Here is a 24,679-nt window from a genome sequence, read left to right as displayed (position 1 = left end):
GCAGAAAAGGCCGGATCCGCGCAATCTTTGCCGGGATGCCGCTGAGGTGGAATAGAACCGAGCGGCGCACGCTTTTCGCTACTGGGCGATCGCCCGCACTCCTTTCGCACGACTCCGACCGAGGACTCTTCAACGTGACTACTGCCGTCATCCCCGTGATCTCTGAGGCGCAGCTCGCCTCCACCGCCCGGCACCCGGGTGACGCGCTTTCCCGCGGGCAGCGCATCGTCTATATCATCATCCTCGGCGCGCTCACGGCCCTCGGCCCGTTCACCATCGACCTGTACCTGCCCGCGTTCCCCACCCTTGAAAGCGAACTCGGGGTCTCGGCCGCCGCCATCCAGCTCACCCTGACCGGCACCATGATCGGCTTCGGCTTCGGCCAGCTGATCGTGGGCCCGTGGAGCGACAAGGTCGGCCGCCGGTTGCCGCTGCTGCTGGCCACGGGTTTCCACGTGCTCGCCTGTGTCGGCGCGGCACTGTCGACCGAGATCGTGACGCTGGGCATTTTCAGGGTGCTGCAGGGCTTCGGCGCCGCGGCCGGCGCGGTGGTGGCCATGGCCATGGTGCGCGACCTGTTCGGCGGCAAGCCGCTGGTCAAAATGCTCTCCCGCCTGGCCCTGGTCAGCGGCCTGGCGCCGGTGATTGCCCCCGTCGTCGGCTCGCAGCTGCTGCTCGTGATGCCGTGGCGCGGCATCTTCTGGGTGCTCGCCGGTTACGGCATCGTGGTGATGGTGGCCGTCGCGATCTGGATCGTGGAAACCCTGCCGCAGGATCGTCGCACGGTGCCGGGCCACTCGAGCCTGGGCCAGCGCTACCGGGCCGTGCTCAGCGACCGCACCTTCGTGGGCGTCGCGATCATCGGCGCGATGACCTTCACCGGGCTGTTCTCCTACCTTTCCTCCTCACCGTTCCTGTTCCAGCAGGTCTACGAGTTCAGTGCCCAGCAGTACGGGGTGCTTTTCGCCGTCAACTCCCTCGGCATCGTCGTTGGCGTGCAGACCAGCTCGCGGCTGATGCACCGCTACAACGTGGGGCCGCAGAACATCCTGATCGGCGCCACCACGGTACTCGTGATCACGTCGGCAACGATTCTCACCCTCGACCTGCTGGGCGCGGGCCTGTGGGGCACCCTCATCCCGCTGTGGTTCTTCATCGCCGGTTGCGGGTTCACCTTCCCCACCGTGCAGGTCATCGCCCTCAACTCGCACGGCAGCGAGGCCGGCACCGCCGCGTCCGTGCTCGGCGCCGCCAACTTCGGCATCGCCGGGCTGATCTCCCCGGTCGTGGGCCTGCTCGGGGTCGGCACCGCCGTCCCGATGGCCTCGGTGATGGGTGTCTGCGCGATCATCTCCATCCTCAGCCTCTGGTCCATCGTGCGCCCGCGAACGGTGTCGGCGCTCACGCACTGACCCGGCTGCGGCACCCGAGGCCGCACTGCTCATCGGCCAAGCGGAGACTCGCCCGCTTTCGCTAGTTGCAGCGCCTGCTGCACTGGCGAATCCGGGCAACTCACCACTCGCTTCAGCAAGGCTGCCCCATTTTTGCTAGTTGTCGGGGTCGGGCACTAGCGAAAGTGGGCCAGTCATGGGGTGGTCGGGCAGGCGGGCGGTCCGGGGCAGGGCGCCCCGCCCGCGGCGTCCGATCTACCATGGGTTGATGGACCCCTCCCGAAACCCCGAGACTGAGCCCACCCCACCCGCCCCCGGCCGGGCCGAGGCGTCGGCGGATGCGCCCGCCCGCCGGGTCGCCCGGCGGTGGCCGCTGATCAGCGGTGCGGTCGCCGTCGTCCTCGCGTTCCTGCTCGGCGCCCTGATCCTCACCCGCGGCAACGGCCGCCCGATCGAGGCCGACGCGGAGTGGATGGAGGAGATCCTCGAGCACCGGTCCCCGGTCTGGGAGGTTCCGGCGCTGGTGATGAACTTCCTCGGCGCCGGCATCGCCGGGGTGTTCGTGATCCCGATCGCCATTGTTGTGCTCCTGCTCGTGTTGCGCCGGCCCTGGGCGGCCGGGTACTTCGTGATCGCCACCATCGTCAGCGCCGGTCTCGTCCAATTGCTGAAGACCCTCTTCGGCCGGGCGCGCCCCGAAGACATGCTGATCACCTCCGACTTCGGATCGTTCCCCTCCGGGCACGTCGCCAATGCCGCCACCATGGCCGTCGCGCTCGGGATCATCTTCCCGTGGCTGTGGGTGTGGATAGCCGGCGCCGTGTACACCGTCGCCATGATGGTCAGCCGCACCTACCTCGGCGCGCACTGGCTCACCGACACCATCGGCGGGCTGCTGCTCGGCGCGGGCGTGGCTGTGGTCCTGTGGGCGCCGCTGGCCGCCAAGCTCGACGGCGAGAACACCATCGCCAGGCGGCGGGCCGCGTCGCCGAACGAGCGAACGCGCCCGGCACCCCGGTGACCCGCCGCGACTGACGAGCACCCACCCGGTCCGACGGATGACCGAACCCGGTACCGACGCGTCCGACCAGTTCGACGACTCGCTCACCAATCCCTCGGGCATCTACGTCTTACGCGAAAAGAACGTACCCGGCGGCCGCATGGAGGTCTCCGGGTACGCCAATTTCCAGGGCATGCGGCTGCGGGTGCGCGGTGTCAGCAGGGATGGCCGGGTCTCGGTGGCCGGTGACCTTCCGCTGTCCGGGGTGTTCGGGCGTGAACAAGACCCCCGGGTGGGCGTGGCGTTCGGCCGGGTGGACTTCGGTTGGCTGAGCCGATTCTGGCTGACCCGCACCACCAGCTTCGACCTGATCGACGAGACCACGCCGCAGCCCGGACTGATGGCATCCATCGGCGGGCTGACGGTGGGCCTGGTTGACACCGACGGCACCGTCAGCGCGGCCGGGGTGCCTCAGCTGCAGCTGATCTGGTTGGGCGCGGTCCTGCCCACGGGCGAGGGCTGGGCGCCGGATGGCTATGGCATGTTCACGAGGCTGGTGGACCGGAGCGTCGTTGCCGTGGTGCATCGGGTGGGGTGGACGGCGATCTGGCGGGATTTCACGGTGCAGATCGCCGCGGTCCGCAACGGGCGGGCGGTGATCTTCGTCGGGGGAGGCGGGGAGCCGCCGCTGACCGCGCCGGAGGTTGTGCTCGGAGGAGGCCGCCGCACGAACGGTTGGTCTGCCGTGGTGCCGCTGGCGCAGCTGAGCCTGCGCGGCTGGACCCTCACCGAGAGCCCGTTGGGCGTCGGCGTCGTGGCCGCCTGCGTGGGAACGTTGCGCGGCCGCACCGCGTCGATGGTTCGAGTGGCGGGGCCCCATGTGGCCGGCGAGGAGCCGGTGGCTGCCCCGGACAGAGCAATCGTCGTCAAGAAAGACCGGGGTGACACCGTGACCGACGAATTCGTCCTGGCCGCGTCTTCCCTGCACTTCTGGACGTGGCGGGTGACCGTCGATGAGAGCGAGGTATCCGACCTCCGGCAGGTGACCGCCACCACCACCTGGAACGGGCAGACTCATCCCGTCCAGTGGCGCGATGACGGTGCGGGACTTGTGTACCTCGACAGCTCCACGGTGGACATTGCGGACACAACCCCCTTCATCTACACGGTCCAGCCCATTGATCGGAGCGCGCTGCCCGTCGACTCCAGGGCGTTGTAGCCCCGACGAGCCCGGGCTCGCGGGGCACGGATGTTGGCTGTGGGGCTGACATTCGCGGTGGCCGCGCGCTAGCGTCGGGTCATGAGAATCCTCCTCGTAGGTGCCGGTGGCGTCGGTGACGCCTTCGCGAAGATCATTGCCCGCCGTTCCTTCTACGAGCACGTCGTGGTGAGCGACTACGACCTGGGCCGGGCGGAGCGCACGATCGCGTCGATCGCCGCCCGCCACGGCGGGGAGACCGCCGCCCGGTTCACAGCGGCGCAGATCGACGCATCCGACCCTGAGGTGGTGACCCGGGTGGCACGCGAGCACGGGGTCACCCACGTGATGAACGCCGTGGAACCGAAGTTCGTGCAGAGCATCTTCACGGGTGCGCTGGCCGCCGGCGCCGACTACCTCGACATGGCGATGAGCCTGAGCGAGCCGCATCCGACCGACCCGCACGCGCAGACCGGCATCAAGCTCGGCGACGACCAGTTCGAACAGGCGAGTGATTGGGAGACCAGCGGCCGGCTCGCGCTGGTGGGCATGGGCGTGGAGCCCGGCCTGAGCGACGTCTTCGCCCGGTACGCGTCCGATCACCTGTTCAGCGAGATCGACGAGCTCGGCACCCGGGATGGCGCCGACCTGGTTGTGCGCGACGAAGCCGGAAACGAGATCTTCGCGCCGTCGTTCAGCATCTGGACCACCATCGAGGAGTGCCTGAACCCGCCGGTGATCTTCGAGAAGGACCGCGGCTGGTTCACGACGCCGCCGTTCAGCGAGCCCGAGGTGTTCGACTTCCCGGAGGGCATCGGCCCGGTGGAGTGCGTGAACGTGGAGCACGAAGAGGTGCTGCTGATGCCCCGCTGGCTGGACGCGAAGCGGGTCACCTTCAAGTACGGGCTCGGTGAGGAGTTCATCGGGGTTCTGCGCACCCTGCACCTACTCGGCCTCGACAGCGTCGCGCCGGTGCGGGTGCGCACCGCGGACGGCCCGGCGATGGTCGCCCCGCGCGACGTGGTGGCCGCGAGCCTGCCCGACCCGGCCACGATCGGCCCACGGATGACGGGCAAGACCTGCGCCGGCGTCTGGGTGACCGGTACCGGCCTGGATGGCGCGCCGCGGGAGGTCTACCTCTATCACGTGAGCGACAACGAGTGGACGATGGCGGAGTACGACGCCCAGTGCGTGGTTTGGCAGACCGCCCTGAACCCCGCGATCGCCCTGGAACTGCTCGCGACCGGAGTGTGGGCCGGCACCGGGGTGCTCGGGCCGGAGGCGTTCGACGCGCAGCCCTACCTCGACCTGATGAGTGCCCCCGAACCCGCCGGCTACGGCCAGCCCTGGGGCTTGGAGGAACGTACCCCCGCCGCCTGACCCGCCCGGGCTCGCCGGCATCCGCAAGTCAATCGCAGCAGGCCGCGGATGCCGGGGCCGGGCCCGTTCGGCGCCGCTGCTAGGGTGATCCCCTGCGGTCGTCCCCTCTGGACGGCCTATCAAATGGGGGATTTGAGAACACCATGCTGACTCCGCAAGCGGCCATTAAGTCTGTTTTCCGCAACTACGCCACCCTGGCCGGGCGGGCTCCGCGCAGCGAATTCTGGTGGTTCGCCCTGTTCCAGGCCGTGCTGTTCACCGTCGTGGTCCTGCTCGGCGGTCTCGGCATCGGCACACCCGAGCGCGGCGAGATGCCCGTGTCGATGGGTATCGCCATTGGCGTCACCCTGCTCCTGAGCCTGGGTCTCGCCATCCCGAACATCACGGTGTATGTGCGTCGCCTGCACGACGGCGATTTCTCCGGTTGGCTCTACTTCCTGGCCTGCATCCCGTACGCCGGTGTTCTGGTCGTGCTCATCTTCGCCCTGCTGCCCAGCCAGCCGGCCGGCGTCCGATTCGACGCCGTCGAAAACACCGGCAGCGCCACGCCGGCGTGGAACCCGAGCAAGACGCTCTCCTGACGTCGGCCGCACAGGCCACGCCCGAGCTGCGGCGCTAGAGTCGCCCCATGAATGACAACGACGACTACGACGGCCGCCCGGTCGGCTTCATGGGCAAACTCCGAAACTTCAAGGGGCTCACCTGGGTGTTGATCCTCTCCCTGGTCGCCATCACCGTCGGAGCCACGACCCTGCTGTTCCTCTTTCAGTAGACCGGCTACCGGTAGCCTGAGCGTGGGGGCGCACGGCCTCCGTCGGCCTGCGCCGACTTCTTGAAGCCGACGAAAGAGACCCCCATGCTGACACCCGCCGCGGCGATTGCCTCCGTTTTCCGCAAGTACGCCGACTTCACCGGCCGGGCGCCGCGCAGCGAATACTGGTGGTTCGGGCTGATCCTCTGGGTCGTCTTCGTGGCGCTTTCGCTGCTGCAGCTGATCCCGACCGGCACCGACCGCAACGGGTATCCCTCGCACAACTTCGAGCTCGTCTTCATGCTGGTGGCCCCGATCGTCGCGATCGGCGTGCTGTTGCCCAGCCTCGCGGTGCTCGTGCGGCGGTTGCACGATGCGAACTTCTCCGGCTGGTTCGCCCTGCTGGCCCTGTTCCCGCTCGTGGGAGCCGTCGTTGTGCTGGTCTTCACGCTGCTGCCCAGCAACTCCGCCGGCGCCCGGTTCGACCGACAGCCCAGCGTTCCCGGACTCTCCTTCCAGGGCTCGGGCCTGCGCTAATTCGCTGGGCTCGGGGTTCGGCTCAGTTCAGGGGGAAAACGCCATGCCAGACAGCTCAGTTATCGACCTGATCGGGCAGTCCGTCGCCGCATCGCCCGACAACGCCGCACTGCGGATGCATCTGGCCGGCCTGCTCCTGGATGCCGGCCGTGCCGCGGCGGCGCGGGTGCACCTCGCGGAGGTGCGCCGGCTCGACCTCGCCGACGCCGCGTTGCCCGCCCTCGAGGGGCGTGCCGCTGCCAGCGGCGACGCGTTCGACTGGGCGGATGCGGAGGCCCAGATCGGCGACATGGCGCGGCCCGCCTTCGTACAGAACAGCTCGTCTGACAGCCCGGCCGCAGCTGCCGGCGCGAGCGTGTCGGAGGAGCCGGAGACCTCTTCCGCACCCGTGCCGCCGACGGCACCCGAGGCGGCGCGGCGATAGCACTGGTCCTACAGGGCATCGTGGCCCTCGCTGCGGTCGGCGCTGTCCTCGTGGGGCATCCGCTGCTGCTGGCGCCGGCGATCTTCGTGATCCCGTTCGCCGGCTGGATCTTCCAGCAGTCGATGTTCCCCATGGTCGAGGCGGGCGAGAAGGCGTTCGGCCTGCCGGCCGACCTGGACTGAACTGCGGGTCGGCGCCACCGCGCGGCGCGCGGGCTGATGCCCTGCTAGGGTGAGCCACGCGATCGCCTTGTCCGAGGCACAGCGCGACATCCTGGGGGATTCACAATGCTCACTCCGAAAGCGGCCATCGTGTCGGTTTTCCGCAACTACGCCACCTTCGCCGGACGGGCCACACGCAGCGAGTACTGGTGGTTCCAGCTCTTTCAGGTCGTGGTAGTTCTGGTGATCTTTGCCGTCGGGTTCCTCCCCGTGATCATCAACCCGCCTCCGTTCGAGGAACCGAAACCCACCGCCATCGTCGGCGGCCTTCTCATCCTGGTGTTCGGCCTGGGCGTGATCATCCCCAACATCTCGGTCTTCGTGCGACGGCTGCACGACATCGATTTCTCCGGCTGGTTCTACTTCCTCACCGTCATCCCCGGCTTCGGCCCCCTGGTGGCCCTGGTTTTCGCCCTACTCCCGAGCAAGCCGGCCGGCGCCCGGTTCGACCCCGTCGAGAAGCTGGGCTCCAAAACCCCGGCCTGGCAGCCCACGCAGACCCTGTCCTGAGCCCGGCCCCGGTCAACGGATGCGGTGAACGGTGCGGCCATGATCAACGGAGACGTCTCCTTCTGGTGGAACCAGATCGGCCGGCCGGCGCCGCGGCCGCCGCTGCCCGGTTCCACCCGCGCCGACGTGTGCATCGTCGGCGCCGGGTACACCGGCCTGTGGGCCGCCTACTACCTCAAGAAGGCTGCCCCGCAGCTGCGCATCGTGATCCTCGAGCAGCGTTTCGCCGGCTACGGCGCGTCCGGCCGGAACGGCGGCTGGCTGACCAACTCGGTCACGGGTGGGTGCGAACAGTACCTGCGGAGCCACGGCCGTGACGCGGCCGCCGGTTTCCAGGCCGCCATGAACGACACCGTCGACGAGGTGATCAGGGTCGCCGCGGTCGAGGGCATCGACGCGGACATCGTCAAGGGCGGCGAGTTCACCGTCGCCTACGACAGGCCGCAACAGCGACGCCTCGAGGCCGCGGTGCAGGCCGAGCAGGCCTGGCCGCACACGGATGTCGAGCTACTGAGCGCCGAGGCCGCCACGGCGCGCATCAATGTCGCCGGCAGCACCGGCGCGATGTGGCACCCGCACTGCGCGCGCATCCAGCCGGCCAAGCTGGTCGCCGGGCTCACCCGCGCCGTCCTGGCGCTGGGCGTGGAGATCTACGACGACAGCCGGGTGAGCGAGATCACCCCGCAGACCGCCCGCACCCAACACGGCACCGTGCAGGCCGAGTTCATCGTGCGCGCCACCGAGGGCTTCACCGCGGGCCTGGCCGGACTGCACAGGGCCTGGCTGCCGATGAACTCCTCGTTGATCGTCACCGAACCGCTGCCCGCCGCCGTCTGGGCCGGCATCGGCTGGGACGACCGGGCCACCCTGGGCGACATGGCGCACGCTTACATGTATGCCCAGCGCACAGCGGATGACCGCATCGCCATCGGCGGCCGTGGGGTGCCGTACCGGTTCGGCTCCCAGACCGACTCCGACGGCCAGACCCCGGCGAGCACCATCGAGGCGCTCACCGGCATCCTGCACAGGTTCTTCCCCGGCACCGCGGATGCGGCCATTGAGCATGCCTGGAGCGGCGTGCTGGGCGTTCCCCGCGACTGGGCCGCGACGGTGGGCCTGGACCGGCAGACCGGTCTGGCCTGGGCGGGCGGCTACGTGGGCACCGGCGTGGCGACCACCAACCTGGCCGGCCGCACGCTCACCGACCTGATCCTCGGCCGCGAGAGCGCCCTGACGGCGCTGCCGTGGGTGAACCACCGGGTGCGCAACTGGGAGCCGGAGCCGCTGCGCTGGCTGGCCGTGACCGCCCTGTACCAGGCCTACACGCACGCCGACCGGGCCGAGCTCACCCGCCGCCGCAGCACCTCGCGCCTGGCGACCCTCGCCGACCGGGTCTCCGGCCGCGGCCACTAGCTCGGCATCCGCCCGCCGCCCGCGCCTCGCCCCCGCCGGCCCTCGATTCAGGCGCCGTCCTGTGGTGTACTCGTGGAATGAGCGTTGCTGAGCAGAGCGTGACCGAGGCCTACAGGCTGGCCACCATCGCCGCGGCGTCGGCCGCGGTGACGGTGCGAGCGGCGGAACCGCGCGACCTCGACGGCATCATCGGCCTCTTCGAACGCACCTGGGGGGTGGGGCGCAGCCCCGACCGGGCGATGCTGCTCGCGCTCGACTTCGCGGGAAACCCGGTGCTGCTGGCCACCCAGCACGGCAAGCCGGTCGGCGCGACGCTCGGGTTCCTGGGCTGGACCGACGGGGTGCACCTGCACTCGCACATGGCCGCGGTGGTGCCGTGGCACCGGGGCGGCGGCGTGGGCTACGCCCTCAAACTCTTTCAGCGTGCGCTGTGCCTCGAGCAGGGCATCACCGAGATGCGCTGGACCTTCGACCCGCTGATCCGCCGCAACGCGCACTTCAACCTGGTCAAGCTCGGGGCCGAGGTGACCGGGTTCCTACCCGATTTCTACGGCCGGCTCGACGACGTCATCTCGGGCAGCGACCGCAGCGACAGGTTCGAGGTGCGCTGGAGTCTGAACTCCCCAAGGGTGCTGCACGCTCTCGCCGGCGGACCCGTCCGGGACTGGACCGCCGTGACCAGCTGGCCGCTCGACGTGGATTTCGAGCAGCTGCGGGCCGACGACCCTGTCGGCGCCGCCCGACGCCGGGAGGACTCCAGGCTGGTTTTCGCCGAGGCGCTCGGCCGCGAACTCCGCCCCGAGCTCACGGCGGACAACGACTACGTCTTCACCACCGACGCCAGCGACCCGCTCGGCTAGGGTCCGGCCGCCGCCGCACTTCAACCCGGGGGAATGGAGGAACCGTCAACGGCCGAGGTCGGCGCCCGGGTCGAAGTCTTGCGGTGCCCGGCCGGTGATCCGGCGTTCGAACCAGTACAGGAGTTCGGGGCGCAGCCGGTTGAGCTCGGTGAGGGTCATCGGGTCCGGCACACGCACCACGGGGGCGCCCAGCTCGTCCACGACCGTGTCCATCGCGCCGCGAGAATAGAACTGTCCGCGCATCCGCACCAGGAGCTGACCGTCGGCGCCGGTCACGAAAAGCTGCGGGTGCGTGTCGATCGCGCCGCTCTGGTACAGCTCGAGAACCACGACACTGGCGACCTGCTCCACCGGAAAACTTGTCACCTGGCCGAAGAAGCCCCGCTCGGAGATGCCGGTGTCGTCGACCCAGACGCAGGTGCGCAGAAAACCGACGATGCCGACGGCGGCCCCGAGCATCACCAACAGCTGCACGATGAGGACCGGAATCCACTCCCCGAGGGGGATGGTGAGCCAGTAAAGGACTGCGAAGACGGGGGCGAAGAAGGCCAGTATCGAGAGGGTCGTCTGACGCAGCAGATGCCCGTGGGGTCGCAGCACTTGCACACGCAAGGCCGTACCCGTGATTTTGCCCACCCTCGTATCCCCTCCCCCCGGTGTACTACAGAGTATGCCCCATGCCCCGGCAACCCAGTAGACACCGTTCGGGGGGTACGCGCGATAGGGCAGGGCGAAAATCGCGTGCGCACGGGGTCGCCCAAGGGTCGTAGAGTGACACAGTGAACTCGCGGGCGAAGACGGGGCCGGGCCTCGGCCGGCCGAGATTCCGCCTGCACCCCGCCCAGGCGGTGGCCGCGGGTTTCGCCCTCACGATCCTCCTCGGCACCGGACTGCTCTCATTGCCGATCGCCAAGGTCGGCCCCGGCGGGGCGTCGTTCGCGGAGGCGATCTTCACGGCCACCTCCGCGGTCTGTGTCACCGGGCTCACCGTGGTCGACACCGAAACCTTCTGGACCCCGTTCGGCCAGGTCGTGATCCTGGTCCTGATCCAGATCGGCGGTTTCGGCGTGATGACCTTCGCGTCGGTTATCGGGCTCGCCGTGGTGCGACGGTTGTCGTTGCGCTCCCGCGTCACCGCCGCATCCGAGGTGCGCAGTGTGGGCCTCGAGGACGTCAAGGGCCTGGTGCTCGGCGTCGTCACCATCTCGCTGATCGTGGAGGGTGTCGTGGCGGTGCTGCTCAGCCTGCGGTTCCTGTTCGGCTACGGCGAGCCGCTCGGCCGGGCGATCTGGTTCGGGGTGTTCCACGCGGTGTCCTCGTTCAACAACGCCGGCTTCGCGCTGTTCAGTGACAACCTGATCAGCTACGCCGTCGACCCGTTCATCTGCCTACCGATCGCGGCGGCCGTGATCCTGGGCGGGCTGGGCTTCCCGGTGATCGTGCAACTGCGGAAGCACCTGCGGTCGCCGCTCCTGTGGAGCATGAACACCCGCATCGTGCTTGCCGGCACCATCACCCTGCTCGTGGCCGGCACGGTGTACATCACCGCCGTCGAATGGTCCAACCCGGCCACGCTCGGCCCGATGGACTGGCCGGCGAAGATCCTGGTCGGCTTCTTCCAGTCGGTGCAGACCCGCACCGCCGGGTTCAACAGCGTGGACATCGGGGCGATGGACTCCGCCAGCCTGCTCGGCATGGATGTGCTGATGTTCATCGGTGGCGGCCCGGCCGGCACCGCCGGTGGCATCAAGATCACCACCTTCGCGGTGCTGTACTTCATCCTCGTCGCCGAGATCCGCGGCGACGGTGTGGTGAACGTGTTCGGCAAGCGGCTGTCCAGGGCCGTGCACCGACAGGCCATCTCGGTGGTGCTCCTGGCCGTGTTCGTGGTCGTCGCGTCGACGGCCGTTCTGATGGTGCTCACCGACCTCACCCTCGACGTGCTGCTGTTCGAGGCGATCTCGGCGTTCGGCACCGTCGGGTTGTCCACCGGCATCACGGCGAATCTGCCGCCGGCCGGTCAGGCCATCCTGATCATGCTGATGTTCATCGGCCGGCTCGGGCCGATCACCTTCGCCTCCGCCCTCGCCCTGCGCGAGCACCCGGTAACGTACGAACTCCCGAAAGAGAGGCCCATCATTGGCTAAGTTCAGGTCGTCATCGTATTCCCTGTTCGGCCAGCGGCAGACCGCCCGCCTGGCCGAGGAGGACTCCGTGGTGGTCATCGGCCTCGGCCGATTCGGCAGCGCCCTCGCGCTGGAACTGATGGACAGCGGCACCGAGGTGCTCGGCATCGATGGCGACGAGGAGATCGTGCAGGCGCACAACCGGCTGCTCACCCACGTGGTCCGGGCCGACTCCACCAAAGAGGAGACCCTGCGGCAGCTGTCGGTGCCGGAGTTCAGCAGCGTGGTGGTCGCCATCGGCAGCGACATCCAGGCGAACATCCTCACGGCGTCGCTGCTGATCAAGATGGGCATCCCCAACATCTGGGCGAAGGCGGTGAGCGAACCGCACGGCGAGATCCTGCGTCAGCTGGGGGTCAAACACGTGATCTCCCCGGAGAAAGACATGGGCAAGCGCGTCGCGCACCTGGTGCGCGGGGTGATGCAGGACTACATCGACATCGGTGAGGACTTCGCCCTGGTGAAGACCGCCCCGCCCCAGGAGATCCTCGGCAAACCGCTGAGCGAGACCAGGGTGCGCACGGTGCACGGGATCACCGTCACGGCGTTCCACCGGGCCGGCCAGGGCTGGAGCTACGCCACCATGCAGACCGTGATTCTCGCCGGCGACATCATCCTGGTAGCCGGGCAGACCGAGCGCGTCGAATCGTTCAGCCGACTGCCGTGACGGGTCCCGTCGAGTTTCTCACCGGCACCGCCCTCGGCACCCGGGTCGTGGTGCGCACCCGCATCGCCGGCGGCTACACGGATGCCCTCGGCTACCTGCGTTCCTGCGACACCACGCACTGCACAGTGGAGACCAAGCGCGGCACACTGACGCTGGCGCTCGCAGAGGTCGTCGCCGCCAAAGAGGTGCCGCCGCCCCCGCCACCCCGCCCCCGCCGCCACGTCGGCGAGTAGCCCCGCCCGACAACTGTTGCCCGTGCGGACTTCTGCGTCCGGCGCACCGGGCGCAGAAGCCCGCTTCGGCAACAGTTGTTGCCGGGGCGTGAACTGGGCGCGGCCCGCGGACGGGTTGCGGCTCAACCGGGCGGCAGGGCCCCCGCCCGGCGCCGCAATGCCGCGCGCAGCCGCTCATCGCCGGCCAGCTCCACCGCCCGGTCGTACGCGGCGCGGGCATCCGCCACCCGCCCGGCCTCGGCGCACAGGTGCGCCCGGGTGGCCCAGAACGGCTGGAACGACGCCGTGTCCGGGCGGTCCCGGGCCACCGCGTTGAGCACGTCGAGCCCGGCCGTCGGCCCGTCCACCTCGCCGATGACCGCGGCCAGCGCCACCCGGGCGCCCGCGGTGGGGGAGAGGCGCACCAGAGCGGTGTGCAGGGTCTTCAGCGCCGCCCAGTCCGTCACCCCCGAGCGCGCCCGGTCGCAGTGCGCCGACTGGATCGCCGCCTCCAGCTGGAACCGGCCGATCCGGCCCAACGGCTGGGCGCGCCGCAGATAGCGCTCCCCGCGCTCGATGAGGGCGGTGTCCCACAGAGCCGGGTCCTGGTCGTCGAGGGCGACGAGCTCACCCGTGCCGCTCATCCGGGCCGGCAGCCGCGCGATCGAGAGAGCCATCAGGGCGGCCAGGCCGAGCACCTCCGGTTCCTCGGGCAGCAGCGCGGCGAGGGTCTCGGCCAGGTACAGTGCTTCGCCGGCCAACGAGTCCGGCACGGCACGGGCATCCGGCTCGGCGCTGGCCCAGTCGATCGCGTAGGCGCCATAGACAGCCTCGAGCACGGCGGGCAACCGCTGGGGCAGGTCGGTGAGCGACGGCAGCACGAACGGGATGCGCGTGGCGCGGATGCGCCGCTTGGCCCGCACCAGCCGCTGCGCCATGGTCTGCTCCGGCACGGCGTATGCGGCGGCGATGTCGGCCGCGGTCAGGCCGAGCACGGTGTGCAGCATCAGCGGGGTGCGCACGGCCCGGTCGATGGCCGGGTGCGCGCACACGCAGAGCAGCTCGATGCGCTTGTCGGGAATCGCCTCGGTGTCGAGGGACTCGAGCGCATCAATCCCCACCGTGCCGGCGCTGCCGACCCAGGCGTCCGGCCCCGTGCGCCCGGGTCCGTTCACTGTCGATCGGGCGCCGTCCCGCGCGGTGCCGTCGAGCGCGCCCTCCGCCAGCGGAGTACTCAGCCGCACCGCCGCGGATTTCCACAGGTCCCTGAGCCGATTGCGGGCCACGGTGAGCAACCATCCCTCCGGATTGTCGGGAACACCATCGCGCGGCCAGGTGATGAGCGCACGCTCGAAGGCGTCCGAGAGCGCGTCTTCGGCGGCCGCGATGTCGCCGGTGGGCGCGGCCAGCACGGCGAGCAGGCGCCCATAGGAGGCGCGGGCGGCCAATTCCGCCCGCGCCAGGGCGGTCACGCTACCTGGTGCCATTCGCCGTCGGTGAACACGATCGCCGACGGGCGCACCTCGATCGCCCCGTACTGGGCGGCGGGGCATTTCCCGGCCCAGTCGAGGGCGGCGTCGAGGTCGGGCACCTCGATCACGAAGGTGCCGTTCAGACGTTCCTTGGTGTCGGCGAACGGGCCGTCCTGAATCTGCAGGGCGCCATCCCGCAGCGACACCGTCGTCGAGGCCGACACGGGCTGCAGGATGTCGGCGGACACGAGCACGCCCGCCGCGTCGAGGGCCTTTCCGTAGGCGTCGAACGCCGCCCGGCCCCATTCCATGTCCTCTTCGGTGATTCCGGCGTCCCCGGACTCCTGGCTGATGACGAGAAGCGAATATTGCATGAGCTGTCCTTTCACGCGTTACGGATACTGACACCCCTATGACGACTGAACCAGTCCCCAATCGACATCGGCCCCGCAACTGTTGCCCGTGCGGACAAGTGCGCCCGGCGCACCGGGACCATTTGTCCGCTTCGGCAACAGTTGCTGCCGGCGCGCGGCTCAGGCGGACGGAACCGCAACGGTCGCGGGCGCCGCGTCACGCCCGACCCGGCCCACCAGCAGCAGGCCGCCCACCGCAAGCAGTGCCGAGAGCGTGAACGAGGCCGTGTAGGTGGCGGTGCCGCCCAGCGGCGCGAAGGCCACGAACACCACGGCCGTGGCCGCCAGGGCCAGCGCCGCGCCGATGGAGTCGGCGATCAGTAGCGCGGAGGAATTGAAGCCCTGCTGCTGGGGCGCCGACAGCCGCAGCACCCGGCCGCTCTGCCGCGGCACAAGGGTGCCCATGCCGGCCCCGGCAACGGCCCAGCCGGCGATGGCGACAGCGGGCGCCAGGCCCAGGGCGCTGGTCAGCGCCGACGCGGCGATCGCCACCAGCAGCAACGCGCTGCCCAGCAGCATGCTGCCCGCATCGCTGAGCACCGTGGCATACCGCCCCTGCAACCAGGACGCCAGCGCCCAGGTGACCCCCGCGCAACTCAACGCCAGCCCGGCCAACACGGGGGAGAGCCGGTACTCGCCGGTGAGCAACGCCGGCAGGTACACCTCGGTGGAGAGGAACGCCCCCGACACCAACCCGCGGATCGTCATCACCACGGGCAGTCCACGCCGGCCGCGGAGCGTCCCGGCCGGCAGCAGCGGACGCAGCGCCACCCCGGCCAGCACGAACGCGGCGCCGGTGCCCACCCACAGCAGCGCGCCGGGCAGCTGCGCCGCCATAGACGCGCAAAGCACCGCCGCCGCCGCACCCAGCGACCACAGCGTGCGCGACAGCCGCCACGGTTCCCGCACACCGATCGGCCGCTCCCGCTCCGCCGCCGCGATCGCAACCAGCCCGGGCCGCAGCATCCCCATCGCCGCCGCTACCAGCACCACCACGCCGAGGAACACCCACCGCCAGCTGGTGTACTCGGCCACCAGACCCGCGATGAACGGCCCGATCAGCGACGGCACGACCCAGGCGCCGGCGAAGGCGCCGAAGATCGCCGGATGCATCCGCTGCGGATACACCCGTGCGACGACCACGTACAGCGACACGCTCAGCGCCCCGCCACCGAGGCCGTGCACCAGGCGTCCCACGATCAGGGCGGGCATGGATGCGGCGGTGCCGGCGATCACCAGGCCCACCACGAACAGCACCACGGCGGTCAGCACCACGGGCACCGGCCCGGCGCGGTCCGCCCAGTTGCCCGCGGCCACCATGCCCACCACGCCCACGGCGAGCGGACCGGAGAACGCCAGCGCGTACAAGGAGTTGCCGTCCAGCGCCGCACTGATGATGGGCATCACCGTGGTCACGGCCAAGGCCTCGAACGCGGCCAGGAAGATCAGCGCGAGGATCCCGACGGTGACCCAGACGTACTCCCGGCCGAAGATCGAGGCCGGGCGCAGGGGGACCGAAGGCGGCGAGGAGGGGATGGGCACGAGAGCGATAGTAAGACCTCAACCGTGCTTGAGGTCAACCCGAGCGGATGCGGCCCCAACGCTGGCCGACAGTCGACAGCGGCTCGCCGCACACCCGCCGAACCGTTCCGGCTCGCACTGACTGTTGCTTCGGCAACAGTTGGGCGTTAAAACGGAAACGCCCACTCGAAAGCGGGCGTTTCACTGGCGGAGAATGGGGGATTCGAACCCCCGAGGGCTTTCACCCAACACGCTTTCCAAGCGTGCGCCATAGGCCACTAGGCGAATTCTCCTGAGCCGATCGATTCGTGAAGACAACGACCAGGGAAAATCTTACCTGCTTCCGGGGGTCCCGAGTGACACGTCACCAAACCGCCGGTTTTGGGCCCGGGGCCCGGACGCCCTAAACTGGCAATGGCTCCTCGCGTGGCGCTATCTCAGCCAACTCCCCCAGGACGGAAACGTAGCAAGGGTAACTGGGCTCTGGTGGGTGCGCGAGGAGTTTTACTTTGCCCGGATGCTGCCCGGATGCGCCCCCGAGTGCGCCCCGGATGCGAACCGGTCAGCCTAGCCCTATCGCCGGCGAGCAAAGGGGACCAACGTCCCCCCGGAGCAGGAATCGTCGCTCCTAGACTTGAACGGCGCCTGTGGCGCCCATAGAGCACTTGGAGTCCGTGATGGTTCATTCGTCCAACGCCACCTCATTCACCTGGCCCAGCCGCCTGCCGCACGCGTTGAGCGCCGAAGCTCTCGCCAGCGTCGACGCGTGGTGGCGAGCCTCGAACTACCTCTCGGTCGGGCAGATCTACCTGCTCGACAACCCGCTGCTGCGGGAGCCGCTCCAGAAAGAGCACATCAAACCGCGGCTGCTCGGCCACTGGGGAACCACCCCCGGCCTCAACTTCCTCTACGCGCACCTGAACCGGGTCATCCGCGAACGCGAGATCAGCACCCTCTACATCACCGGCCCCGGCCACGGCGGGCCCGGCATGGTCGCCAACGCCTACCTCGACGGCACCTACTCCGAGGTCTACTCGAGCATCGACCAGTCCGAAGACGGCATCAAGGGCTTGTTCCGCCAGTTCTCCTTCCCCGGCGGCATCCCCAGCCACGCCTCACCCGAGACCCCCGGCTCGATCCACGAGGGCGGTGAGCTCGGCTACGCGCTCAGCCACGCCTACGGCGCCGCGTTCGACAACCCCGACCTGCTCGTGGCCGCCGTCGTCGGAGACGGCGAGGCCGAAACCGGCCCGCTGGCCACCAGCTGGCACTCCAACAAGTTCGTCGACCCGCTGCAGGATGGCGTCGTGCTGCCGATCCTGCACCTCAACGGCTACAAGATCGCCAACCCCACCATCCTGGCCCGCATCCCCGAGAGCGAACTGCTCGAACTCATGCGCGGCTACGGCCACAACCCGCACATCGTCTCCGGCGGTTTCGACGGCGAAGACCCCCTCGCCGTGCACCAGCGCATGGCGCAGACCATGGACGAGGTGCTCAACGAAATCGCCTCGATCAAGCGCGCCGCCCTCGCCGGCGATACCAGCCGGCCGCGCTGGCCGATGATCATCCTGCGCACCCCCAAGGGCTGGACCTGCCCGCCCGTCATCGACGGCGTGCAGGTGGAAGACTCCTGGCGTTCGCACCAGGTGCCGCTCGTCAACGCCCGCGACACCCAGTCGCACACCGACGTGCTCGAATCCTGGCTGCGTTCGTACCGTCCGGAGGAACTCTTCGACGACGCCGGCGCCCCCGCCGCCAACATCACCGCGCTCGCCCCGCACGGCGACCTGCGCATGAGCGCCAACCCCGTCGCCAACGGCGGGCTGCTGCGCCGCGAGCTCAAGCTGCCCAACTTCCGCGACTACGCGGTGGAGGTGCCGACCCCCGGCGCCACCGTCGACGAGGCCACCAAGGTGCTCGGCATCTGGATGGCCGACGTCATCCGCCAGAACCCGGACAACTTCCGCATCTTCGGACCGGACGAGACCGCATCCAACCGGCTCGCACCATCCGTCTACGCCGCCACCGACAAGCAGTGGAACGGCGAATACCTGCCCGAAGACACCAACCTTGCCCGCGCGGGCCGGGTCATGGAGATGCTCAGCGAGCACCAGTGCCAGGGCTGGCTCGAGGGCTACCTGCTCACCGGCCGGCACGGCGTCTTCAACTGCTACGAAGCATTCATCCACATCATCGACTCGATGTTCAACCAGCACGCCAAGTGGCTCAAGGTCACCCGCGAGATCCCGTGGCGCCGCTCCATCTCGAGCCTGAACTACCTGCTCTCCTCGCACGTCTGGCGCCAGGACCACAACGGATTCAGCCACCAGGACCCCGGTTTCATCGACCACGTCGTGAACAAGAGCGCCGACGTCGTGCGGGTGTACCTGCCCTTCGACGCCAACACCCTGCTGTCGATCTACGACCACTGCCTGCGCAGCGTCGACTACGTCAACGTGGTCGTCGCCGGCAAGCAGCCGGCGCCGAACTGGCTCACCATGGATCAGGCCGTCGCGCACTGCGAGCGGGGCCTGGGCATCTTCGAGTGGGCCGGTACCGAGATTCCCGGCACCGAACCCGACGTGGTGCTCGCCGCCGCCGGCGAGGTGCCCACCCTCGAGGTGCTCGCCGCCGCCAAGATCCTGCGCGAGGCCATGCCCGACCTCAGCGTGCGCGTGGTCAACGTGGTCGACCTGATGCGCCTGCAGAGCGAGGACGACCACCCGCACGGCCTGAGCGACCGGGAGTTCGACGCCTACTTCACCGCGAACAAGCCCATCGTGTTCGCCTACCACGGCTACCCGTGGCTGATCCACCGGCTCACCTACAAGCGCCACGGCCATGGCAACCTGCACGCCCGCGGGTACAAGGAGAACGGGACGACGACGACGCCGTTCGACATGGTCATGCTCAACGACCTCGACCGGTACCACCTGGTGATGGATGTCATCGACCGGGTGCCCGGACTCGGAGCCCGTGCCGGACTGCTTCGCCAGCAGATGCAGGATGCCCGCCTGCGTGCCCGGCAGTACACCCGCGATCACGGAGAAGACATTCCCGAGGTCACCGACTGGGTGTGGGCTGGGAACGATGCCGCGGCAGCCGCTGCGCGCGCACTAGATACCACCGGCGGGGATAACGTATAACCGTGGCTCGAAGCATTTACATCACCTCCGCCGAGGGAAATACCGGCAAATCTACTATCGCCCTGGGTGTTCTTGACACCCTGTTGCACTCCATTGAGCGGGTGGGTGTCTTCCGTCCGATCGCTCGCTCCAAGCACAAGCCCGACTATGTGCTGGAACTCCTGCTCAATCACCTGCAGGCCCGCAAGCCCGTCGGTACCCACTCCGTCGCGCAGCCGGCGCTCAGTTACGACGAGTGCGTCGGCGTCACCTACGACGACGTGCACGCCGACCCGGATGCCGCGCTGGCGCGCATCGTGGCCCGTTACAAGGCCGTCGAAGCGCAGTGTGACGCCGTCGTGGTCATCGGCAGCGACTTCACCGACGTCGGAAGCCCGACCGAACTGGCCTACAACGCCCGCATCGCCGCGAACCTCGGCGTGCCGGTGTTGCTCGTGCTGGCCGGCCGGGTGGCCTTCGGTCAGGGCGAGGGGCTCAACCAGAGCGACCAGCTCGGCCAGAGCGAACCGCGCACCAGTGACGACATCCGCCAGCTCACCGATGTGGCCCTGACCGAACTCGCGTCAGAGCACGTCTCGCTGCTGGGCGTCGTGGTCAACCGCGCCGACCCCGCCAACCTCAACGGCCTCATCGCCGCGGTGCGCGAGGGCGTCGACAACACCCCGGCCACCGCGGATGCGCTGCACGCCGCCGTTGTGCCCGTCTGGGCCATCCCCGAGGACGCGTTCCTCGTGGCCCCGAGCATGAAGACCATCCTCGAAGCCACCCACGGCACCCTGGTGCAGGGTGACCCGGAGCTGCTTTCCCGTGAGGCGCTCAGCGTCGTCGTGGCCGCCATGTCGATGGTCAACGTGCTGCCCCGCCTGGCCGAGGGCGCTGTCGTCGTCATCCCCAGCGACCGCCCCGAGGTGCTCCTCGCCGCCCTGATGGCCAACTCGTCCGCGACCTTCCCGTCGCTGGCCGGCGTGGTTCTCGTCGGTGGTTTCGCGCTGCCCGAGTCGATCGAGCAGCTCATGAAGGGCCTCGCCCCGTCGGTGCCGATCATCCGCACCGACCTGGCCTCCTACGAGGCGGCCCTCCGTATCACCCACACCCGCGGCCGCCTGGCCGCCGACTCGCAGCGCAAGCACGACACCGCCCTGGCGTTGTTCGAGCAGCACGTCGACGGTGCCGCCCTGCTCGACCGGCTCAAGGTGAGCCGCGCCGACGTGGTCACCCCGCTGATGTTCGAGTACACCCTGCTCGAGCGTGCCCGGCAGAACCGCATGCGCATCGTGCTGCCCGAGGGCGACGACGACCGCGTGCTGCGCGCCGCCGCCACCCTGCTGGCCCGCGATGTGGCCGACCTGATCATTCTCGGCGAAGAGTTCGAGGTGCGCTCGCGCGCCATCGGCCTGGGCCTGGACATCGCCAAGGCGCAGGTCGTCAGCCCGTTCGACGACGTGCTGCGGATGCGTTTCGCCGAGGAATACGCGCGCCTGCGCTCCCACAAGGGCGTCACCATCGACCAGGCCCGCGACGTCGTCACCGACGTCTCGTACTTCGGCACGATGATGGTGCAGCTCGGCCTGGCCGACGGCATGGTCTCCGGCGCATCGCACACCACCGCGCACACCATCCGGCCCAGCTTCGAGATCATCAAGACCCGCCCCGGTGTGTCCGTGGTCTCCAGCGTGTTCCTGATGGCCCTGGCCGACCGGGTCCTCGTCTACGGCGACTGCGCGGTCAACCCCGACCCCACCGCCGCACAGCTGGCCGACATCGCCATCTCGGCGTCGGAGACGGCCATCGAGTTCGGCATCGAGCCGCGCATCGCGATGCTGTCGTACTCCACCGGCGTCTCCGGCAACGGAGCGGACGTCGAAAAGGTGCGAGAGGCCACCGCGATCGTTCGCGAACGCCGCCCCGACCTCGCCGTCGAAGGCCCGATCCAGTACGACGCCGCAGCGGATGCCGCCGTGGCCGCCGCCAAGATGCCGGATTCGGACGTGGCCGGCAAGGCCACCGTCTTCATCTTCCCCGACCTCAACACCGGCAACAACACCTACAAGGCGGTGCAGCGCAGCGCTGGCGCCGTGGCGATCGGCCCCGTCCTGCAGGGCCTACGCAAACCCATCAACGACCTTTCCAGAGGAGCCCTCGTGCAGGACATCGTGAACACCGTGGCGATCACCGCCATTCAGGCCGCATCTCTCGCAGCGGTGGTGGCAGCCGTATGACCGCCATCCTCGTCATCAACTCAGGTTCGTCCTCGTTCAAGTACCAGCTGATCGACATCGACACCGAGACCGAACTGGCCGGCGGACTCGTCGAGCGCATCGGTGAGGCCAGCGGACACGCCCGGCACACCAACACCGCCTCGGAGGCCGGCCGCCAGGAAGCGAACCTGCCGATCCCCGACCACACCGCCGGTTTCGACGTCATGATCGCCGCGTTCGCCGAGCATGGCCCGCAGCTGTCCGACGCCAACCTCATCGCCGTGGGCCACCGCGTCGTTCAGGGCGGGGCCATCTTCACCGGCCCCACCGTGATCGACGACGCCGTTCAGCAGCAGATCAGCGACCTCGCCGACCTCGCCCCGCTGCACAACCCCGCCCACGTGCAGGCCATCGTCGCCGCCCGCACCAACTTCCCCGACGTGCCGCACGTGGCCGTCTTCGACACCTCGTTCCACCTCACCATGGCGCCGGCCGCGTACACCTACGCGATCAACACCGAGCTGGCCGCCAAGCACGACATCCGTCGTTACGGTTTCCACGGCACGTCGCACAAGTTCGTCTCAGAGGCCGCTGCCGAGTTCCTCGGCCGTCCCCTGAGCGAGCTGAAGACCATCGTGCTGCACCTCGGCAACGGTGCGTCCGCTACCGCCGTCGACGGCGGCAAGTCGATCGACACCTCGATGGGCCTCACCCCGTTGCAGGGCCTGGTCATGGGCACCCGCTCCGGCGACATCGACCCCGCCGTGCTGTTCCACCTGCACCGCAAGGCCGGCCTGTCGATCGAAGAGCTCGACACCCTGCTCAACAAGAAGAGCGGCATGCTCGGTCTCACCGGCAACGGTGACATGCGCGACGTCGAAGACGCGGCCGTGGCCGGCGACGCCGTGGCCCAGGCCGCGCTCGACGTCTACTACCACCGCATCCGGGGCTACGTGGGCAATTACATGGCCCAGCTCGGCGGCCTCGACGTGATCGTCTTCACCGCCGGTGTCGGCGAGAACTCCGGCATCATCCGCGAGGGCGCCCTGCGCGGCCTCGAGGGCCTCGGCATCGAGATCGACCCGGCAAAGAACGACCCGTTCTCGCGCGTCGCCCGTGTTGTGTCGACGGATGCGTCTCGCGTCACCGTGCTCGTCATCCCCACCAACGAGGAGCTCGAGATCGCCCGCGAAACCCGCGCGGTCATCTAACTCTTCGGCCGCTGGACGAGCTCGGCCGCTGGTCGAGCTCGTCCAGACCTAAAGGCGGAGATTCACCCGACACGCCGCACCGCTGCCACGCAGCGCGGCGTGTCCCGAGAATCTCCGCCTTTGCTGTCGGTCTACGCCGAGCAACGGATGCCGACGGGCCGACCGCGAGTAGAATTCCGGCGTGCGCACACTCCTCAACCTGATCTGGCTCGTCCTCTCCGGCTTCTGGCTGTTCCTCGGCTATGTCGCCGCCGGCATTGTGCTCTGCATCCTGATCATCACGATTCCGTGGGGCATCGCGTCGTTCCGCATCGCCGGTTATGCGCTCTGGCCGTTCGGCCGCACCGTCGTCGCCAAGCCGTCGAGCGGAGCCTTCTCGTTCCTCGGCAACGTGATCTGGGTGATCCTGGCCGGCTGGTGGCTCGCCCTGGCCCACATCGTGTCGGGCATCGCACTCTGCATCACCATCATCGGCATCCCGCTGGGCATCGCCGACTTCAAGATGGTGCCGATCTCCCTCGCGCCGCTCGGCAAGGAAATCGTGCCCATCGGCGGCGGCGCGTTCGTCCAGGCCCGGGCCCAGCGCACCCCGGCCTAGCCGAACCACCCCGGCGGGCCAGCGCAAGCCGCGCGTCCGGAGGCACCGGACCGCCGTGCCCGGTGGGCGATTTTCCGATTCGGCGTGACGTTTGACGACCCGCCACCGTCCTACCCATAGCGGTGCCCGCCATCCAGGACAGGGCAGCGAGAGCCCTAAGGGGAAATGGACATGGGAAAGCTCATCTCCGGCGCCACCGAGGTCGATTTCGAGGACCGCGCGCTGGTGCACTTGCAGAGCGTCATCGGCTCCAAGCTTCGCCGCGGCGAGAGCTTCGCCCTCTTCTGGAGCGACCCGGCCGCGCCAGACGAGGCGCAGCCCAGTCTGTGGCTGCACCCCGGCATCCCGCTGTATTTCAAGTTCACCGGGACCACGACCCCCGGGCTCAACCGGGCCTGGATAGAGGTGCTCGCGACGTCGGCCGACAGTGCAGACGGGTTGCTGTTGAGCAGCGAACCGCGTGGTCAGGATGCCGACCAGAATCACACCGACTGACCAGGCCGGAGTGAGATTTCTTCACGCTGGAGCATGACAGGTGCGGGGTTCGGACCGTCTTAGAAGCAGCAGAGCATGTCAGGCGGATGCCCGACAGGATTTCCCACCGCACCCCGCACCATCCTTCAGAGGAGAACATCATGACGTCAGCACCCAACGACCCGCGCCCCATGACACCCAACGACCAGCGCCCCACGGCACCCAACGACCAGCGCCCCACGGCCCCCCACGACTCGCGTCCCACGGCACCCGACCCCGTCGAACCCGTCGCATCGCCGGCGACCTCGGGCACCACCATCCGCCAGGAAGTCGTCGCCAAGCAGAAGGCGCAGTTCGGCGGCATGAAGTTCGGCACGGCCTTCTTCGGCTGGCTCACCGCCACCGGCGCAGCCGTGCTCCTCACCGCGCTGGTAGCCGGTGCCGGCGCAGCCGTCGGCCTCGGAAACCAGGCCGACCCCGCTCAGACGGCGGATGCCGCGGCCGAGAACGCCTCGACCGTCGGCCTGATCGGTGCCATCGCCCTGGCCGTCGTCGTCTTCGTGTCCTACTTCTGCGGAGGCTATGTCGCCGGCCGAATGGCGCGGTTCAGTGGCGCAAAGCAGGGCATCGCCGTGTGGCTGTGGGCTCTGATCGTGGCCGTGGTTCTGGCCATTGTGGCCGCTATCGCGGGAAGCCAGTTCAATGTGCTCGCCAACCTCAACAGCTTCCCGCGGATCCCGGTCCAGGAGGGCGACCTGGCCCTGGGCAGTATCCTCACGGCCGTTGCGATCGCCATCGTCAGCCTCGGCGGCGCGATGCTCGGCGGCCTCGCCGGCATGCGGTTCCACCACAGGGTCGACAAGGTCGGCCTCGGCAAGTGAGCGGAACCCGCT

The 24,679-nt window shown here is 69.1% G+C and carries 25 protein-coding genes, 1 tRNA gene and 1 other RNA gene; 22 read left to right on the top strand and 5 right to left on the bottom strand.

The window, feature by feature from the left end:
* Window positions 1-134 precede the first annotated feature (134 nt).
* The 12 genes from E3O60_RS03915 (at window position 135) to E3O60_RS03870 (ending at window position 9,685) form a co-directional block, all read left to right on the top strand.
* Window positions 135-1,412: a multidrug effflux MFS transporter gene (locus E3O60_RS03915; RefSeq protein WP_240632355.1), complete on the top strand. Its 1,278-nt coding sequence runs from the start codon at window positions 135-137 to the stop codon at window positions 1,410-1,412.
* A gap of 247 nt (window positions 1,413-1,659) precedes the next feature.
* Complete coding sequence (locus E3O60_RS03910) at window positions 1,660-2,412, top strand: phosphatase PAP2 family protein (protein WP_134497184.1); 753 nt, start codon at window positions 1,660-1,662, stop codon at window positions 2,410-2,412.
* A 37-nt stretch (window positions 2,413-2,449) separates the two neighbouring features.
* On the top strand, window positions 2,450-3,610 hold the full coding sequence (locus E3O60_RS03905) for a hypothetical protein (RefSeq protein WP_134497182.1): 1,161 nt from the start codon (window positions 2,450-2,452) through the stop codon (window positions 3,608-3,610).
* 81 nt (window positions 3,611-3,691) lie between these two features.
* Complete coding sequence (locus tag E3O60_RS03900) at window positions 3,692-4,969, top strand: saccharopine dehydrogenase family protein (protein ID WP_134497180.1); 1,278 nt, start codon at window positions 3,692-3,694, stop codon at window positions 4,967-4,969.
* A gap of 143 nt (window positions 4,970-5,112) precedes the next feature.
* Window positions 5,113-5,550, top strand: coding sequence for a DUF805 domain-containing protein (locus E3O60_RS03895; protein WP_088455116.1), 438 nt, complete (start codon window positions 5,113-5,115; stop codon window positions 5,548-5,550).
* Between the two features lie 47 nt (window positions 5,551-5,597).
* On the top strand, window positions 5,598-5,741 hold the full coding sequence (locus E3O60_RS18420; RefSeq protein ID WP_166788890.1) for a hypothetical protein: 144 nt from the start codon (window positions 5,598-5,600) through the stop codon (window positions 5,739-5,741).
* A gap of 84 nt (window positions 5,742-5,825) precedes the next feature.
* The gene (locus E3O60_RS03890; protein ID WP_134409193.1) at window positions 5,826-6,257 is read left to right on the top strand and encodes a DUF805 domain-containing protein; all 432 of its coding nucleotides are present in this window, start codon (window positions 5,826-5,828) and stop codon (window positions 6,255-6,257) included.
* A gap of 43 nt (window positions 6,258-6,300) precedes the next feature.
* Entirely contained in the window at window positions 6,301-6,681 is a 381-nt protein-coding gene (locus E3O60_RS03885) for a hypothetical protein (protein WP_088455118.1), read from the top strand.
* 20 nt (window positions 6,682-6,701) lie between these two features.
* Window positions 6,702-6,863 carry a hypothetical protein gene (locus tag E3O60_RS18415; RefSeq protein ID WP_166788891.1) on the top strand — a complete coding sequence of 54 codons (162 nt, stop codon included), beginning with the start codon at window positions 6,702-6,704 and terminating at the stop codon, window positions 6,861-6,863.
* Between the two features lie 105 nt (window positions 6,864-6,968).
* Window positions 6,969-7,412, top strand: coding sequence for a DUF805 domain-containing protein (locus tag E3O60_RS03880; protein WP_088455119.1), 444 nt, complete (start codon window positions 6,969-6,971; stop codon window positions 7,410-7,412).
* Window positions 7,413-7,451: 39 nt separating this feature from the next.
* Window positions 7,452-8,825 carry an FAD-binding oxidoreductase gene (locus E3O60_RS03875; RefSeq protein WP_134497178.1) on the top strand — a complete coding sequence of 458 codons (1,374 nt, stop codon included), beginning with the start codon at window positions 7,452-7,454 and terminating at the stop codon, window positions 8,823-8,825.
* 77 nt (window positions 8,826-8,902) lie between these two features.
* Window positions 8,903-9,685: a GNAT family N-acetyltransferase gene (locus E3O60_RS03870; RefSeq protein ID WP_134409196.1), complete on the top strand. Its 783-nt coding sequence runs from the start codon at window positions 8,903-8,905 to the stop codon at window positions 9,683-9,685.
* A 45-nt stretch (window positions 9,686-9,730) separates the two neighbouring features.
* Here the strand turns inward: E3O60_RS03870 and E3O60_RS03865 are convergent, their stop codons facing one another.
* Window positions 9,731-10,285, bottom strand: coding sequence for a hypothetical protein (locus tag E3O60_RS03865; RefSeq protein ID WP_103459712.1), 555 nt, complete (start codon window positions 10,283-10,285; stop codon window positions 9,731-9,733).
* Window positions 10,286-10,464: 179 nt separating this feature from the next.
* Here E3O60_RS03865 and E3O60_RS03860 point away from each other — a divergent pair, with 179 nt between their 5' ends.
* From E3O60_RS03860 to E3O60_RS03850, 3 genes are read left to right on the top strand one after another with little or no spacing between them, the layout of a single operon-like run.
* Window positions 10,465-11,832, top strand: a complete 1,368-nt coding sequence (locus E3O60_RS03860; protein ID WP_174776278.1) for a TrkH family potassium uptake protein — start codon at window positions 10,465-10,467, stop codon at window positions 11,830-11,832.
* The gene (locus tag E3O60_RS03855) at window positions 11,825-12,538 is read left to right on the top strand and encodes a TrkA family potassium uptake protein (RefSeq protein ID WP_241980260.1); all 714 of its coding nucleotides are present in this window, start codon (window positions 11,825-11,827) and stop codon (window positions 12,536-12,538) included. Before E3O60_RS03860 ends, E3O60_RS03855 begins: the two co-directional genes overlap by 8 nt.
* A complete protein-coding gene (locus E3O60_RS03850; protein ID WP_088455122.1) occupies window positions 12,535-12,771 on the top strand; it encodes a ferrous iron transport protein A in 237 nt (78 codons plus the stop codon). Before E3O60_RS03855 ends, E3O60_RS03850 begins: the two co-directional genes overlap by 4 nt.
* Window positions 12,772-12,893: 122 nt before the next feature.
* On the opposite strand, the gene E3O60_RS03845 is transcribed toward E3O60_RS03850, so the two are convergent.
* The 4 genes from E3O60_RS03845 to E3O60_RS03830 all read right to left on the bottom strand — a co-directional run bounded on the left by E3O60_RS03845 (window position 12,894) and on the right by E3O60_RS03830 (window position 16,449).
* Window positions 12,894-14,237, bottom strand: a complete 1,344-nt coding sequence (locus E3O60_RS03845; protein ID WP_134497176.1) for an RNA polymerase sigma factor — start codon at window positions 14,235-14,237, stop codon at window positions 12,894-12,896.
* Window positions 14,219-14,596, bottom strand: a complete 378-nt coding sequence (locus tag E3O60_RS03840) for a YciI family protein (protein WP_088455124.1) — start codon at window positions 14,594-14,596, stop codon at window positions 14,219-14,221. Before E3O60_RS03840 ends, E3O60_RS03845 begins: the two co-directional genes overlap by 19 nt.
* 159 nt (window positions 14,597-14,755) lie before the next feature.
* Window positions 14,756-16,177, bottom strand: a complete 1,422-nt coding sequence (locus tag E3O60_RS03835) for an MFS transporter (protein WP_241980262.1) — start codon at window positions 16,175-16,177, stop codon at window positions 14,756-14,758.
* Between the two features lie 184 nt (window positions 16,178-16,361).
* Window positions 16,362-16,449: transfer RNA gene (locus E3O60_RS03830), tRNA-Ser, on the bottom strand.
* Between the two features lie 120 nt (window positions 16,450-16,569).
* Here E3O60_RS03830 and ffs point away from each other — a divergent pair.
* From ffs to E3O60_RS03790, 7 genes are all read left to right on the top strand, one after another.
* Window positions 16,570-16,666, top strand: an RNA gene (gene ffs, locus E3O60_RS03825) — signal recognition particle sRNA small type.
* Between the two features lie 167 nt (window positions 16,667-16,833).
* Window positions 16,834-19,305 carry a phosphoketolase gene (locus E3O60_RS03820; RefSeq protein WP_103459713.1) on the top strand — a complete coding sequence of 824 codons (2,472 nt, stop codon included), beginning with the start codon at window positions 16,834-16,836 and terminating at the stop codon, window positions 19,303-19,305.
* Window positions 19,306-19,307: 2 nt separating this feature from the next.
* Window positions 19,308-21,524, top strand: coding sequence for a phosphate acetyltransferase (gene pta / locus E3O60_RS03815; protein WP_088455127.1), 2,217 nt, complete (start codon window positions 19,308-19,310; stop codon window positions 21,522-21,524).
* Window positions 21,521-22,714 carry an acetate/propionate family kinase gene (locus E3O60_RS03810; protein WP_103432747.1) on the top strand — a complete coding sequence of 398 codons (1,194 nt, stop codon included), beginning with the start codon at window positions 21,521-21,523 and terminating at the stop codon, window positions 22,712-22,714. The genes pta and E3O60_RS03810 overlap by 4 nt, the downstream gene beginning before the upstream one ends.
* 181 nt (window positions 22,715-22,895) lie before the next feature.
* Complete coding sequence (locus tag E3O60_RS03805; protein WP_134497174.1) at window positions 22,896-23,312, top strand: YccF domain-containing protein; 417 nt, start codon at window positions 22,896-22,898, stop codon at window positions 23,310-23,312.
* A 171-nt stretch (window positions 23,313-23,483) separates the two neighbouring features.
* On the top strand, window positions 23,484-23,807 hold the full coding sequence (locus E3O60_RS03800) for an ATP-dependent DNA ligase (RefSeq protein WP_088457841.1): 324 nt from the start codon (window positions 23,484-23,486) through the stop codon (window positions 23,805-23,807).
* 140 nt (window positions 23,808-23,947) lie between these two features.
* Entirely contained in the window at window positions 23,948-24,667 is a 720-nt protein-coding gene (locus tag E3O60_RS03790; protein WP_166788949.1) for a hypothetical protein, read from the top strand.
* Window positions 24,668-24,679 lie beyond the last annotated feature (12 nt).

The organism is Cryobacterium sp. TMB1-7 (assembly GCF_004402435.1).
Lineage (GTDB): Bacteria > Actinomycetota > Actinomycetes > Actinomycetales > Microbacteriaceae > Cryobacterium > Cryobacterium zongtaii.
The sequence above is the reverse complement of the archived record's forward strand: the minus strand, read 5'-3'. Positions and strand labels throughout refer to the sequence as shown.